Origin of the sequence: Synechococcus sp. PCC 7336 (assembly GCF_000332275.1) — a bacterium.
Taxonomy (GTDB): domain Bacteria; phylum Cyanobacteriota; class Cyanobacteriia; order Thermostichales; family PCC-7336; genus PCC-7336.
Genome location: NZ_CM001776.1, coordinates 4856466 through 4871974, shown reverse-complemented (window position 1 = coordinate 4871974; position 15509 = coordinate 4856466). Strand labels below are relative to the sequence as shown.

The window sequence follows — 15509 nt, the reverse complement described above, 5'->3', positions numbered from 1 at the left end:
TCTTGTCACACTCCAAATCTTGAAATCCTTCGAGTTCCCAGACCTAGCTCCCATTGCCCTGGAGATTGCCCCATGAGCCTTTCGGCCCGACTTGCAAACTTATCGCCAGAAAAGCGTCAGCTCCTGATGCAACGGCTGCAACTGGGCCAACAATCGGAGCGATCGCCCCAACGCCAGATTCAGCCCCAGCATCCCAGACCCGATTTTATTCCCCTGTCCTTCAACCAGCAGCGGCTCTGGTTCCTGGACGAGCTCCAACCGGGGAGCGCCTCCTACAACAGCCCCATTGCCATCGAAATTGTCGGCAATTTGGATGTTCCTATAGTGCAGCGGAGTGTTGCCGCAATCCTCCGCCGCCACGAAGTCCTGCGCACTTACTTTGTCGAGACTGCAGAGGGCAAGCCCACGCAGGCGATCGCCCCCGAGCTCGCAATGCCATGTGTGGCGATCGACTTGGCTGACTTATCTGAAGGGCAGCAAGAGGTAGCACTCGAACGGCTGACCGCCGAGTTTGCGCAACATCCCTTCCAGCTCGATCGCCAGCCACCGCTCCGCACTGCCATTCTCCTGCTGGGGTCGCAGCGATATATCTTGCTGGCCACCGTCCACCACATCCTGGCCGATGGCTGGTCGGTGGGCATTCTCTTGCAAGAGTTCCACGCTTTTTACACGGCATTTTCGACAGGTCGCCCTGCTCCGCTGCCCGAGTTACCGATTCAATCTGCCGACTATGCCATCTGGCAGCGGCAATGGTTGCAGGGAGAGCGTTTTGCCCATCAACTGGAATTCTGGAAGCAACAGATGGCCGGGGAACGCCCCGCCCTACAACTGCCGACCGATCGCCCGCGTCCTGCCGTGCAATCGTTTGCGGGTGCCAAATACAGATTGGCTTTGCCAGACGCGCTCTACGAGGAACTCAAAAATCTGAGCAAAGCCGAAAACTGCACGTTATTTGTCACGCTACTGGCCGCCTTCAAGACCCTGCTCTATCGCTACACGGGGCAGGGGGACATCACCATCGGCACGGCAATGGTCAACCGCGATCGCCCCCAACTGAAATCGGCGATCGGGTTTTTCGCCAATACGGTCTTGCTGCGATCGACCCTGCAAGATAATCCCCCTTTCAAAACACTGCTCCAACGCGTCAGTCAGACAACAGTTGCCGCCCTCTCCCACCAAGAACTCCCCTTCGATGTCTTAGTCAAAACTCTCCAGCCCGATCGCGATCTGAGTCGCAATCCTCTGTTCCAAGTGTGGTTTGCCTTGCACCAGACCCCCATGCAAAAGTCGCTAGAGCTGTCTGGACTGCAACTGTGCCCTCTCCCCGTCAGCCACAGCACCTGCCGCGTCGATCTCAGCCTAGATATGGCCGAAATTGACGCACAGCTCACCTGTGTCTTGGAATACAGCACCGATTTATTTGACACTGCCACGATCGCCGACTTTGCCAAGCATTTCCAGACGATCCTGACCGATATCGTGGCTCATCCCACTCGCCGCCTCTCAGAGCTGGTCTTGCTGGCCGAGTCGGACATCGACCCCATTCTCCAAACCAGCCGCGCCCCTGCCCTGCCAGTTCACCCCGATGTCTGCCTGCACCAGCTCTTCGAGCAGCAGGTGCAGCAAACCCCCGATGCGATCGCGATTGTGGATGCCGAGGGATCGCTGACCTATCGAGAACTGGACAAGCGAGCCAACCGAGTGGCCCGACAATTGCGCCGCTTGGGCGCGGGCAGCGATCGCCTCATTGCCCTCTGCACCGATCGCTCCGCTGCCATGCCCGTCGGCATGTTGGCCATTCTCAAAGCGGGCGCGGCCTATGTTCCCATCGATCCGGCCTATCCCTCCCAGCGAATGGCCCTGATGCTGCAGGACTCTGGTGCGGCAGTGGCGATCGCCCAAAGCCACCTGCAAGGCGCTCTGCCGGAACACGAGGCCCAGGTGGTGTTGCTGGATCGAGATTTTGAAGGTTTGGACGCTGGGGCAACAGCAGGGGACGACCTTTTGCCCATGGTCTATCCGCAGCAATTGGCCTACCAGATCTACACCTCCGGCTCCACCGCTACGCCAAAAGGCGTGCAGATTTCCCACGCTGCGGTCGTCAATTTCTTGGCGGCAATGCGGCAGGCACCGGGGTTGGAGCCCAGCGATATCCTGCTGGCGGTGACAACCTCGTCGTTCGATATCGCCGTTTTGGAAATCTTCCTGCCGCTCATTGTGGGGGCTCGGGTGGCGATCGCCAGTCGAGAGGCGGCAGCAGATGCGCTGCAACTCGCCCAGCTAATGCGATCGAGTGGGGCAACGGCGATGCAGGCCACTCCAGTGACGTGGCAAATGCTTCTGGACTCGGGCTGGACTGGAGACGCTCAACTTAAAGTGCTGTGCGGCGGCGAGGCGCTGCCCTTGCCGCTGGCACAAGCCCTGAGCCGCTCTTGCGGCGAAGTGTGGAACCTGTACGGACCGACCGAGGCTACGGTTTGGACGGCGGTCGATCGCGTTGCACCCGATGCTGCTGCTGTCTCCCTCGGTCGGGCGATCGGCAACACCCAACTCTACGTGCTCGATTGCTATTCCCACTTGGTGCCTGCGAATGTCCCCGGCGAATTGCACGTTGGCGGTGCCGGATTGGCGCGGGGGTATTTCAAGCGACCGGATCTCACTGCCGAGCGCTTCTGTCCCGATCCGTTTAGCTCGCAAGCGGGGGCGAGGCTTTACAAAACCGGCGATCTGGTCCGATATCGGCGCGATGGCAGCCTAGAATTCCTCGGGCGCATCGACAACCAGATCAAATTGCGCGGCTTCCGAATCGAGTTGGGGGAAATCGAGTCCTGCTTATTGGAGGCATCGGCTGTGCGGGCCGCAGTTGCCATCGTCCGCGAGGATCGCGCAGGGGATAAACGACTGGTGGCCTACGTGATTCCCCAGGACGAACCCCCTGCCAATGCGGTCGATCGCAGCAAGGTCTGGCGTCAGCTCCTCCAGGCCAAGCTACCCGCCTATATGGTTCCCCACGCCTTCGTTGTACTGGAAACCTTCCCCCTCACCCCCAACGGCAAGATCGATCGCAAGGCGCTACCTGCCCCAGAGGGCAGCCCAGAAAGTGCGATCGCCTTCGAGCCGCCGCAAACTCCGGTACAAGAGCGGCTCTGCGGTATCTGGGCAGATGTACTCGATCGCGATCGCGTTGGTATTGGCGACAATTTCTTCGAGCTGGGGGGAGATTCCATCCTGGCGATGCAGGCGATCGCCAAAGCCAAACAAGCGGGTTTGCCCCTCACCCCCAAAGACTTATTCCAGAATCAAACCATTGCTGAGTTGGCAGCTACGGCATCGGCTAAGGCTGGACGAGAACGATTGCAGCAGGAAGCTCAGTCAACTCATTTACAGGCGGAGTGGGAGACCTATTGGCAGGCGATCGCAACGGCGGACCTCACCCACTTACCCACAGATTGCTCCACCACGGCCTCTACCATCGCCAAGCCCGAGACGGTCTCTGTTAGCCTCAGCAACGCAGAAACCCGCAGCCTGCTCGAAGCCTTACCCGCCCTCTATAACGCCAGCCTCACTGATGCCGTCCTCAGTGCCCTCGCCACCGCTTGCTGCGACCCCAAACAGTCTTTATTGCTGCAGGTGGATGGCAATGGGGGAGATTTCACTAGCTCATTTCCCTTGTTGCTACCTAACGGCGATCGCCAGTCCCCCGGAACCACCCTCAAACGCATTAAAGAGGCTGTGCGACAGGTGCCCAATGGCGGTGTGGGTTGCGATCTCCTGCAAGGCAGCAGCGACAGTGAGGGGCGATCGCACTGGCCCGCAGCCGCCATTGCCTTCAGTTATTGCGAGCCCTTGTCGGGGGGCACATCCCACGGGAGTCCCGCCCTCAAGCAATCTCTCAGTCCCGACTCTATGCAGACCGATCGCCCCGAAAAACTAGCCGTCACCGCCCACCTCGACAACAGTAGCCTCTGCCTCCACTGGCATTACAGCCCGGACCTGCACCGACAGGGCACCGTCACCCAACTGGCCCAACAAACCCTTCAAGCCCTGCAAGACTTGGCCGACCACTGCCAAGCTCCCAACGCAGGTGGCTACACCCCCTCGGACTTCCCCCTCGCGCAATTAGACACCCCCACCCTCCACAAACTCTTCGGTCGCAGTCGGGCGATCGCCGATCTCTATCCCCTCTCCCCCATTCAAGCGGGCCTGCTCTTCCACACCCTTTACTCCCCCGAAGCCGGTCTCTACTTCGACCAAATGAGCTGCAAAATTACCGGAGCTCTCAATATCCACAACTTCCAACAAGCTTGGGCAGCGGCGATCGAGCGGCACGGTGTTCTCCGTACAGCTTTCCTCTGGCAGGAGTTGGATCGACCCCTACAGGCGGTCCATCACGAGGTGCCGCTGCCCTGGATAGAGCTGGATTGGCGAGATTTTGAGACAGAAGTGCAGGCCGAACGGCTCGAAGCTTTCTTGCTCGCCGAGCGCGAACGGGGTTTCGACCTCGGTCGGCCCCCCCTGATGCGGCTGACTCTGATTCATCTCGACCCGGAAACCTACTACTTTGTCTGGAGCCGCCACCATCTCTTGCTCGATGGTTGGTCGCTGCCGTTGGTCGTGCAAGCGGTGCTATCCGCCTACGGGAGCTTGTCTGCGGGCAAAGCAGAGATACCTTTACCAGCGTCTCCTCCCTATCGGGATTACATTGTCTGGCTGCAGTCCCAGAGCTTGGATGAGGCCAAAACCTTCTGGCAGGAGTATCTGGCGGGCTGGACGCAGCCGCTAGCGATCGATCGCTTGGGCCATCAGGCCGGTCTTGCCTCTAGCTCCAAATCTGAATCCCACTATGCCGAGTGCAATATTCCCTTCACCGTCGAAAGTAGCGCGCAACTGGATGCCTGGGTGCGTCAGCATCGCCTCACCCTCAACACCCTGATTCAAGGGTTGTGGTCGCTGCTGCTGGCCCATTACAGTGGCGAACTAGATATCGTTTTTGGCGCAACGGTGGCGGGCCGACCCACCGATTTAGAAGGGGTAGAGGCCACAGTTGGCCTGTTTATCAACACGCTACCGGTGCGGGTACGGGTTGATGGTCGAGCGGATTTGCTGACCTGGTTGCAGCAGTTGCAGGCGGCCCAAGTTGAGGTCAACCGCTATGCTTACAGTCCCCTGACAGAAGTTCAGTCTTGGAGCAATGTGCCGCGCGGTCGGGCGCTGTTCGAGAGCATCGTTGTCTTCGAAAACTATCCCATCGACGCTGCCTTAGAGCAGCAGGTGGCCAACCTCTCCCTGCAGGGGTTGGGCAACGAAATCGACAACGGCTATCCCCTCACCCTGCGGGGAGTACCCAAACAAGAATTGCTTTTGCAGTTGATTTACGATCGCGATCGCCTCGACCTCGCCAGCGTGGAGCCGATGGGGGAACACCTCAGGGCATTGCTCAAACGCGCTGTCGAACAGCCAGAGATACAGGTGGGCGAGCTACAGAAACTGTTGCAAACCTCCAGCCAGCAGAGCTTCAAACAGGTCCGCCGCCAAAAGTTGGGCCAAATTCGCCGTCAGGCGATCCGTCGCAGTGCCGCAGCTTATTTGGGAGGTGAAGACCGCTAATGCATAACGCCAGCACCCAACCAAAATTGGGACTGCGATCGCGCCGCCAGCGCGGGAGCGGCATCCAAGTGTCTGCCACTCAGTTGGTGACGACTGCCCCCCTGCAGCCCGATACTCTCTTGCCTTTAGTCGTCAGTCCGGCAGTGGAAGGACTGAATTTAACGAGCTGGGCCGCCGAGCAACGGCAATGGATTCAAGCGCAACTGTGGCTTCACGGCGGTCTCCTCTGCCGCAATTTCACTAACGTTGGGGCCGAAACTCTAGAAAGCTTGTTTGCGGCTCTCGGTGGCGAGTTGATGGAATATGCCTATCGCTCCACACCGCGATCGCCGGTTCGAGGCCGCATTTACACCTCCACTGCCTATCCCGCTTCCGAATCTATTCCCCTCCACAACGAGATGTCCTACTCTCGCAACTGGCCGATGCGCATCGGTTTCAGTTGCCTGCAATCTGCCGCCACGGGAGGAGAAACCCCGATCGCCGACAGCCACAAAGTGTGGGCCAGCCTCGACCCCGAAATCCGAGATACCTTCGCCCGCAAACAGGTGCTCTACGTGCGCAACTACAGCCGCGAACTGGATTTGCCCTGGCAGACGGTGTTTCAAACGGAGGATCGGGCCGCAGTGGAGCAGTATTGTCGGGCTGCGGGCATCGAATGGGAATGGCGCTCGGGCGATCGCCTGCGCACGCGCCAGGTGTGTCAGGCGGTGGCACAGCATCCCCAGACCCAAGCTTGGGTGTGGTTCAACCAAGCTCATCTCTTCCACGTTGCGAATTTGCCGCCGGAAACGCGGCAATCTCTGCTGGCAGTGGTAGATGAAGCAGATTTGCCCCGCAATACCTATTACGGCGACGGTACTCCCATTGCAGATCGGATCCTCGCGATCGTTCGCGCTGCCTACGCCGAACATACCGTTGCCTTCCGCTGGCAAACGGGGGACATTTTGCTGCTCGACAACATGCTTGTGGCTCACGGTCGGAGGCCCTTCACTGGCGAACGACAGGTGGTGGTCGGTATGGACGAGCCCTACGACCGGACGGTGCTGCAAGGGGAGGGAACAGTTTGATGCAAACCCAAGCAACCACGATTCAAGGCTTTAGACTCTCCCCCCAGCAAAAACATCTCTGGTTGCAGCAAGGGGAGGGAGATGGAGCAGCTTATACGGCGATCGCCTCCGTAAGAGTTGGCGGCCCTCTCGATCGCCAGAAGCTGACAGCGGCTTTGCAAGAGTTGGTAGAACGGCACGAAATCCTGCGAACCACATTTGAGGCGCTGCCGGGGATGGATATTCCCTTACAGGTGGTCCACGAGACAGTCGATCGGCCGGTTGCCTTGAGGGCGATCGATCTCGGTCACCTGGCAGAGGTAGAACGGCAGCAGGCACTGGCTACCCAACAGCAGGCACTGGCAGAGGCCCCTTTGAGGCTAGATCGTTTGCCCATTGTAGATTTCACCGTTATTCAATGGGCCGAACAACAGCATCAGTGGCTGATTCGCCTGCCCGCTCTGTGCTGCGATCGCCTCTCCCTCGAACGATTCGTCCGAGAACTCGGCCAGCTCTATAGTGCTAGCCTCGGTCCCTCAGCCTTAACGGACGAGCCTTTCCAGTACATTGATTTTTCCGAATGGCAGCACGAGCTTTTTGACAGCGATGAAGCTGCGATCGGGAGACGGTTCTGGCAGCAACAGGATCGCTCCGCCTTGGCCGTCTGCCCCCCGTTGCTGCGGCTACCGCAGGGTCAGCCATTTCAGCCTCGCGCTATTCCGCTGGACCTGGAACCCGCCGATGTCGCAGCCCTAGAGGCGATCGCCCAAGCGGAGGAAGCAACTGTCTCTGATGTTCTATTAGCCATTTGGCGCATCCTTTTCTGGCGAACCACTGGCGTTGCTGCCGCCATCGGTGTGAGTACCGACGGACGCAATTACGAAGAACTGGAAGACGCCCTCGGCCTGTTTGCCAAAGTGCTTCCTGTCTCTTGTCCGCTGACGGCTACCGATAGCCTCCGCGATGTCGTGCGGCGATCGCTGCAAGCCAGCCGCGAAACGGCTCAATGGCAGGAATCCTTCACTTGGGAAGAGGCGGCTGGAGGCGGTGCTGACATTGGCGAGTCTTTCTATCCGCTCAGCTTCACTGCGAGCGAGCTACCCGCCCCTCGATCGGCGGGGCCGCTGTCTTTGGAGATCGAGGCTCAATCCAGCTACAGCGATCGCTTCTGTTTGCAGTTGCAATGCCTTCGTTCGACCGGATCGCTCCATCCCGAGATTCACTACGACACTGCTGCCTGCACGCCGGAGGCGATCGCCTCCCTAGTCGAGCAGTTCCAAAGCCTCTTGCAAGGGGCGATCGCAGAACCAGATCGTGCCATTGCCAGCTTGTCTCTCCTCAGCGAGCGCCAGCGCCAGCAAGTATTGGTACGCTTCAACGACACAACGATCGCCTATTCAGAAAACGACTGCATTCACCACCTCTTCGAGCAGCAAGTGGCCCGCACGCCGGACGCACCAGCCCTGATGTGCGAAGGGGACAGTCTGACGTTTGCTCAGTTAAATGCTAGAGCCAACCAACTGGCCCGTTACTTACAAGGTCGGGAGGTAGGACCGGAGATACCCGTCGGTCTTTGGCTGCCGCGATCGCTCGATTGCATCGTTGCCATGCTCGGCATTCTCAAAGCCGGTGGCGCTTACGTTCCCTTCGATCCCGGCTTGCCCGCCGCTGCTTTGAGCGTGCGCCTCCAGGCCGTGCGCCCTGCCTTGCTACTGACCCATAGCAGCCTCGTCGAATCGGTTTCAGAGATCGAGATCCCGGTTCTCTGTCTCGATCGCGATTGGGATATTGCCAGCATCCCCAAGGACGATCTCGACCCCACTGCTAGCCCCGACAATCTCGCCTACATCCTGTTCACCTCGGGCTCTACTGGAGTGCCGAAAGGGGTGGAAGTTACCCACCGGAATTTGTGCAACTACCTACAGGGCATCGCCCCTAAGCTCGACATCACCCCGCAGGACCGCTTCGCTACTGTCTCTACCTTCGCTGCCGACTTGGGCAACACCGTCATCTTCCCCGCCCTCTGTCGTGGTGGTTGCCTGCACGTCATCACCCAAGAGCGACTGGCCGACCCCGATGCCCTAGCGGATTACTGTCGCCAAGAGGCGATCGACTATCTCAAGATTGTCCCCTCCCACTTGGCCGCACTATTGGAGGCCACCAATGCCGCCAGCATTCTGCCCAAGAAATGTCTCGTGCTGGGAGGCGAAGCGTCCCATTGGTCGGATATCGATCGCCTTCGCGAACTAGCTCCCAGTTGCCGCATTCTCAATCACTACGGTCCCACTGAAAGTACCGTCGGAGTCCTCACTTACCCCGTACCGGAAGTTAGCTCCGGCAAAGCCTCGGACACCGTACCGTTGGGTAGGCCGTTGGGCAACATTCAGCTCTACGTTCTCGACGAGCACTTCGAGCCCGTCCCAACCGGGATAGCTGGGGAACTGTATATCGCTGGAGCAGGCTTGGCGCGTGGCTATTTCAACCGCCCGGAGTTAACGGCAGCCGCCTTCTTGCCCAATCCTTGGAGCGATCGTCCTGGCGATCGCCTCTACAAAACGGGAGATCGAGTTTGCTATCTGCCCGATGGCACGCTGGTGTTCTTGGGTCGCAGCGATCGCCAGGTGAAGATACGCGGATTCCGGATCGAATTGGGGGAAATCGAAACCACTCTGTCGCACTCTGCCGATATTCGAGACTGCATTGCCAGGGTTACCGAAGAAACACCCGGCTTGCCACAGCTAGTGGCTTACCTGAGGTGCGATCGCCCCGAGTCCGTTTCGATTGCTGACTTGAAGCAGTTCGCCCAGCAGCAGCTACCCGATGTCATGGTGCCCGCTGCGTTCGTCTTGCTAGAGCAATTCCCTCGGACGCCGAACGGCAAAGTAGATCTGCAAGCATTACCCGCTCCCAGCTCCCTCGCCTCCGCCAGCACCTACGTCCAGCCCCGCACCGATGTCGAACAGTCGATCGCCCAAATCCTGTCCCAGCTACTGAAGGTCGAACGAGTCGGTCTGGAGGACAACTTCTTTGCCCTTGGCGGTCATTCTCTCCTCGCCACGCAGGCTATCTCTCGGCTGCGCCGCGCCTTCGAGGTCGAGCTGCCCCTAGCCGCACTCTTCGAACAGCCCTCCGTAGCAGGATTGGCCCAGGCGATTGAAACCCTGATGCGTCAAGATCGAGCCCTCGACGCCCCGCCCCTCGTTGCCGTCAAGCGTCAGTCAACGATGCCCCTGTCGTATGCCCAGCAGCGGCTGTGGCTCCTCGATCGCCTCGAACCCAATCGCAGCACCTACAGCATTCCCTTCACCCTGCGCCTCAGTGGGAAACTAGACCTTTCTGCCCTGGAACGCAGCTTTAACGCCATCGCCCGACGGCACGAAGTCTGGCGGACCACGTTTGCAGAAGTGGAGGGCAAACCCGTCCAGACGATCGCTCCTTATCAACCGCGATCGCTGCCCGTGGTTGACTTACAACCCTTACCGGCAGCCCAACGCAACGATGAAGTGGAGCGACTGGTGGCACAAGCGGCGCGCATGCCCTTCGATCTCGCCACAGGTCCCTTGGTGCGGGTGACGATCTTCAAGCTTTCGGCGACAGAATCCATCGCCCTGTTCAACACCCATCACATCATTTTCGATGCCTGGTCCCGCGCGATCGTCCTGCGGGAACTGGCGGCCTTCTACACTGCCTTCACCACCGGACGAGAGGTGCCCCTGCCGGAGTTGCCCATTCAGTATGCTGACTTCGCCGTGTGGCAGCGGCAGTGGCTGCAGGGGGAAGGGCTAGAGCAATTGCTCAAATACTGGCACCAACAGCTTGCCGGAGCCCCCAGCCTGCTGGAGTTACCCACCGATCGCCCCCGCCCCGCCCTCCAGACCTATCGGGGCGATCGCCATGTCGATCTACTGCCCATCCAACTGCGGGACGAGTTGCTGGAGTTGGGCCGATCGGAAGGGGCCACCCTGTTCGGGGTGCTGATGGCGGCTTACCAGGTCTTGCTCTGTCGCTATGCCAACTGCAGCGATATTGTCGTCGGTATTCCGATCGCCAATCGCAGCCGCGCCGAGCTGGAAGGAACCATTGGCTTTTTCACCAACACGTTGGCAATCCGCACGGATTTGACGGCATTGGCTAGCTTCCGCGCCGTTCTGCAACGGGTTCGCCAGGTGGCGCTCGAAGCCTATACCCACCAAGATTTACCCTTCGAGCAATTGCTGGAAACGCTGCCGATCGAACGCCAGTTGAGCCACAGTCCGGTTTTTCAGGTGGCCATTTCCTTGCAAAACACCCCCAAAGCAGAGCTGCAGTTGCCGGGGCTCATCCTCTCGCCAGTGGAAACGGAAGTCAAAACCGCTAAGTTCGATCTCAGCCTTCTGATGGAGGAGACCGAAGCGGGCATCTTTGCGGCTTGGGAATACAACACCGATTTGTTCGATGGCGAAACCATCGCCCAGATGGCCAGCCATTACCGGACTGTGCTGGCAGCGGCAGTGCGCACCCCCGATCGCAACTGGTTGGAGTTGCCCCTTTACGAACGTGAAGAAGGCGATCGCCTGCGGTGCTGGGGGCAAGGGCAGGACTTCACTGACGTTCCCAGCTTCGGCTTGCACGAATGGTTTGCAACTCAGGCGGTACGATCGCCCGACGCAATCGCCGTTACAGACGAGCGGCGATCGCTGAGCTACGGCGAACTCAATATCCTGGCCCATCGCGTCGCCAGCCACCTCCACCCCCTGGGTGTGGGCACCGACACGCTCGTGGCCCTCTGCATCGATCGCTCCGTCGAAATGCTGGTGGGAATGCTGGCCATTCTCAAAGCGGGCGGAGCCTACGTCCCTCTCGACCCCACCTATCCCGCCGAGCGACTGAGCTACATGCTGCGAGACAGTGGGGCAGCGATTGTGGTGACGCAGGCGCACCTACTGGAGAGCTTGCCCGTTGGCGAGGCTCGCGTGGTGCTTCTAGACGAGGGCTCCGAGGCGATCGCCTCCGGCCACGATGCCCCACTGCCGACGACAACCCATCCGCAGCAGTTGGCCTACCAGATCTATACCTCCGGCTCCACCGGCAGGCCGAAAGGGGTACAGATTTCCCACGCTGCCGTCGTCAATTTCCTGAGGGCGATGCAGCAGGAGTTGAGTCTGAGTCCGAAAGATGTGCTGCTGTCGGTCACAACTTTATCGTTCGATATTGCGGCACTGGAATTGTTTTTGCCTCTGACGGTTGGGGCGCGGGTGGCGATCGCCACCCGCGCCGTAGCGGCGGATGGAGTACGGCTAGGCCAGCTCGTTGCCTCCAGTGGCGCAACGGCGATGCAGGCTACCCCCGCCACCTGGCAAATGCTTCTGGATTCGGGCTGGTCGGGTGACAAGCAGTTGCAAGTTCTCTGCGGCGGCGAGGCGTTACCGTTGCCGCTGGCACGAGCCCTGAGCCGCTCCTGCCGGGAATTGTGGAATCTCTACGGTCCCACCGAAGCGACCATTTGGACGGCGTTCCAGCGCATCGCACCAGCAGTGGAAGCGATCTCCCTCGGTTGTGCCCTCGGCAATACGCAGCTCTACGTCCTCGATCTCTGCGGCCAACTGGCCCCTCTAGGCGTACCGGGGGAATTGCATGTGGGGGGTGCGGGACTGGCGCGGGGATATTGCAAGCAACCGGTTCGCACCGCCGCTCGCTTCTGCCCCGATCCCTTCAGCGAACGACCGGGGGCAAGGCTGTACAAGACTGGCGATCGCGTGCGATACCGTCGCGACGGCAGCTTGGAATTCCTCGGGCGCATCGACAACCAGGTCAAACTGCGCGGCTTTCGCATCGAGTTGGGGGAAATTGAATCCTGCTTGCTGGAAGCCCCCGATATTCGAGCGGCTGTTGCCGTCGTGCGCGAAGATCGCGAGGGCGATCGACGACTGGTGGCTTATGTCATTCCCGCACTCGCAGCTTCCCGAGCGAGTGATGGCCCAATTACTGCTGGGCGGAATCTCCTCCGCTCGAAGCTGCCCGCTTACATGGTGCCGACTGCCTTCGTCATCCTGGAAGACTTCCCCCTCACCCCCAATGGCAAGGTCAATCGCAAGGCATTCCCCGCCCCCCCAGCGATCGCCCCTCAGTTGGCGGACGCAGCTGTGCTGCCCCAAACCCCAACACAAGCAAAACTCTGCCAAATCTGGACTCCCATCCTCGCTCGCGATGGCATCGGCATTGACGACAACTTCTTCGATCTGGGCGGCCATTCCCTCCTCGCCACCCAAATCATCTCCCGCATCCGCACGGAGTTCGGGGTGGAGCTACCGCTGCGATCGCTGTTTGCCACCCCCACCATTGCGGCGATCGCCGAGCAGATCGAGCGACTCTTGCAAGTGGAGCGGCAGGAGGTCGCGATCGCCATTCCGACTGTGCCCCGCGATCGGCCTCTGCCCCTGTCGCTAGCCCAGCAGCGCTTGTGGATTGAGGATCGCCTCTATCCCAACAACCCCGCCTACACGATTCCGATAGCCGTGCGCCTTGAGGGGGATCTCGATCGCGATATCCTGCAACGCTGCCTCGACGAAGTCGTGAGTCGCCACGAGTCACTGCGCACCACCTTCAGTTTGGAGAATGGCGAGCCCGTGCAGGCGATCGCCCCGCCCGCATCACTGGCAATTGCCCACAAGGATTTACGCCACCTCGACCCCAGCGATCGAGAGGCAGCGCTGGCACGACAGATGCAGGGGGAAAGCTCGCGCTGCTTCAACTTGGAGCGCGGTCCCCTGCTCCAGCTTCAACTCCTGCAAATGGACGAGCGCGAGTACGCTGCCATCCTCACCACCCATCACATCATTTCCGATGTTTGGTCGATGGGGGTTTTAGTGCGGGAGCTGTCGGCCCTCTATACTGCCTACGCTGCCAGCCAGCCCTCCCCCTTACCCGCCCTACCGATTCAATACGGCGATTTTGCCGTTTGGCAGCGGCAGCAATTGGATGGTGCCGTTCTACAAGCGCAATTGCAGTACTGGCAGCAGCAGTTGGCCGGGAGTTCGCCGCTGGTGTTAAAGGGCGATCGCCCTCGCCCAGTTCGGCGCAGCTATCGCGGCGGTAGCGAGTCCTTCCAGCTCTCGGCGGCAGACACCGCTGCCCTCAACCAACTGTGCCAGCAAACCGACACAACCCCCTTCATGCAGGTGATGGCGGCCTTGGCCCTGCTGCTCTCTCGCCACGGCCAGACGCAAGATGTTGTCATCGGCACGGACGTTGCCAACCGCAACCGCACCGAACTGGAAAGTGCCATTGGCTTTTTCGTCAACTTGCTGACGATTCGCACCGACCTCTCTGGCAATCCCAGCGTCGAGGAACTGGTACAGCGGGTGCGCCGCACCTGCTTGGATGCCTATGCCAACCAAGATATTCCCTTCTCACAACTGGTGGAGGAACTGCAACCGAACCGTCAGGCCAATAGTACGCCGCTGTTCCAAGTGTTGCTGGTGTTCCAAAATGTGCCGTTTACCCCGATCGAACTCCCCGGCTTGACCCTGAGCCCGATGGAGATCTCCAACGAAAGAGCCAAGTTCGACATCGCTCTTTTCGTCAGCGAAACCAGCGCGGGTTTGCAGGGCATGTGGCGCTACAGTGCCGACCTTTTCGATGCAGCCACCATCCGCCAACTATCGCAACATCTCACCCTCCTTCTGAGCAGCTTTGCCCACAGCCCCACTAGCCGCATTGACAGCCTCGATATGTTGACCCCAGAAGAACAAAAGACGCAGGCAGCCCGCAAAGCCAAGCGATCGCAGCGTAAGTTCTCCAAGTTCGCCCAGATCGAGCCCAAGGCGATCGCCGATCGTCCACTCGTAACAGCGCGGCCCTTGAGCGATACCAGCCCGCTACCGCTACTCGTGGAACCCGCCAGTGACGATACAGACTTAGTGGATTGGGCTGCCAGCCATCGCAGTTGGATTGAAGAGAACCTGATTGCGCGCGGCGGTTTACTCTTCCGCAGCCAGCAACTGCAATCCATCGAGAAGTTTGAAGCTTTTGCCCGAGCCATCTGTCCGCAACTGTTTGCCAATTATGGCGACCTACCTCGGGCCAGCATCGGCGGCAAGGTCTACGGCTCTACCCCCTACCCAGCCGACAAAGCAATCCTGTTCCATCACGAGAGCTCCCACCTGCAGCAATGGCCGATGAAAATTTGCTTTTACTGCTCTATTGCCCCCGCAGAAGGTGGCGAAACGCCGATTGCCGACGGACGCGAAATCTACCGCCTGCTCGATCCCGATCTGCTCGATCGCTTCGAGCAACGCCAAATCGCCTACACGCGGCATTTTATTCCCGGCTTCGATGTCAGTTGGCAGCAGTTTTTCAATACAGAAGACCGCGCCGAGGTGGAGGCGAGGTGCCAGCGCGATCGGGTGCAGTGGGAATGGACGGCAGCAGCAGGACTCAAAACCCGCCAAATTCGCCCCGCGATCGCCCAACACCCTAAAACCGGCGATCGCATCTGGTTCAATCAACTGCTGCTCCACCACGTCGCCTGCCTCGATGCCCACCTCCAAAAGTCGCTACTGGATACGTGGGGTGAGGAGAATCTGCCCCGTCACGCTTACTACGGCGACGGCTCGGCGATCGCACCGGAAGAGATCGCTGCCATTCAAGCCGCCTACGATCGCGCTCAAACGGTATTCCCCTGGCAACAGGGGGACGTGCTAGCGATCGACAACATGCTTGCCGCCCACAGCCGCAATCCCTTCCGAGGCCCCCGCAAAATCTTTGTGGCAATGGGAGATATGCATACCGCTGCCATCCCAGAAGAACCGCTGGAGTCTCTGCCGTCTCCATAGCGCGTGCAGTTTCAGTCGCCCAACCTCGATTCGCTCAACCTCG

3 protein-coding genes are annotated in these 15509 nt (G+C 59.8%); all 3 read left to right on the top strand.

What is annotated here, in order from left to right; all coding sequences use genetic code 11:
• Nucleotides 1-72: 72 nt before the first annotated feature.
• The 3 genes from SYN7336_RS28450 to SYN7336_RS27430 are packed head-to-tail and all read left to right on the top strand — an operon-like array spanning nucleotide 73 to nucleotide 15466.
• The gene (locus tag SYN7336_RS28450; protein WP_051039865.1) at nucleotides 73-5607 is read left to right on the top strand and encodes a non-ribosomal peptide synthetase; all 5535 of its coding nucleotides are present in this window, start codon (nucleotides 73-75) and stop codon (nucleotides 5605-5607) included.
• On the top strand, nucleotides 5607-6674 hold the full coding sequence (locus SYN7336_RS22980) for a TauD/TfdA family dioxygenase (protein WP_017328297.1): 1068 nt from the start codon (nucleotides 5607-5609) through the stop codon (nucleotides 6672-6674). The genes SYN7336_RS28450 and SYN7336_RS22980 overlap by 1 nt, the downstream gene beginning before the upstream one ends.
• Nucleotides 6674-15466 (top strand): non-ribosomal peptide synthetase, encoded by an 8793-nt coding sequence (locus tag SYN7336_RS27430; RefSeq protein WP_017328296.1) that lies wholly within the window; start codon nucleotides 6674-6676, stop codon nucleotides 15464-15466. The genes SYN7336_RS22980 and SYN7336_RS27430 overlap by 1 nt, the downstream gene beginning before the upstream one ends.
• Nucleotides 15467-15509 lie beyond the last annotated feature (43 nt).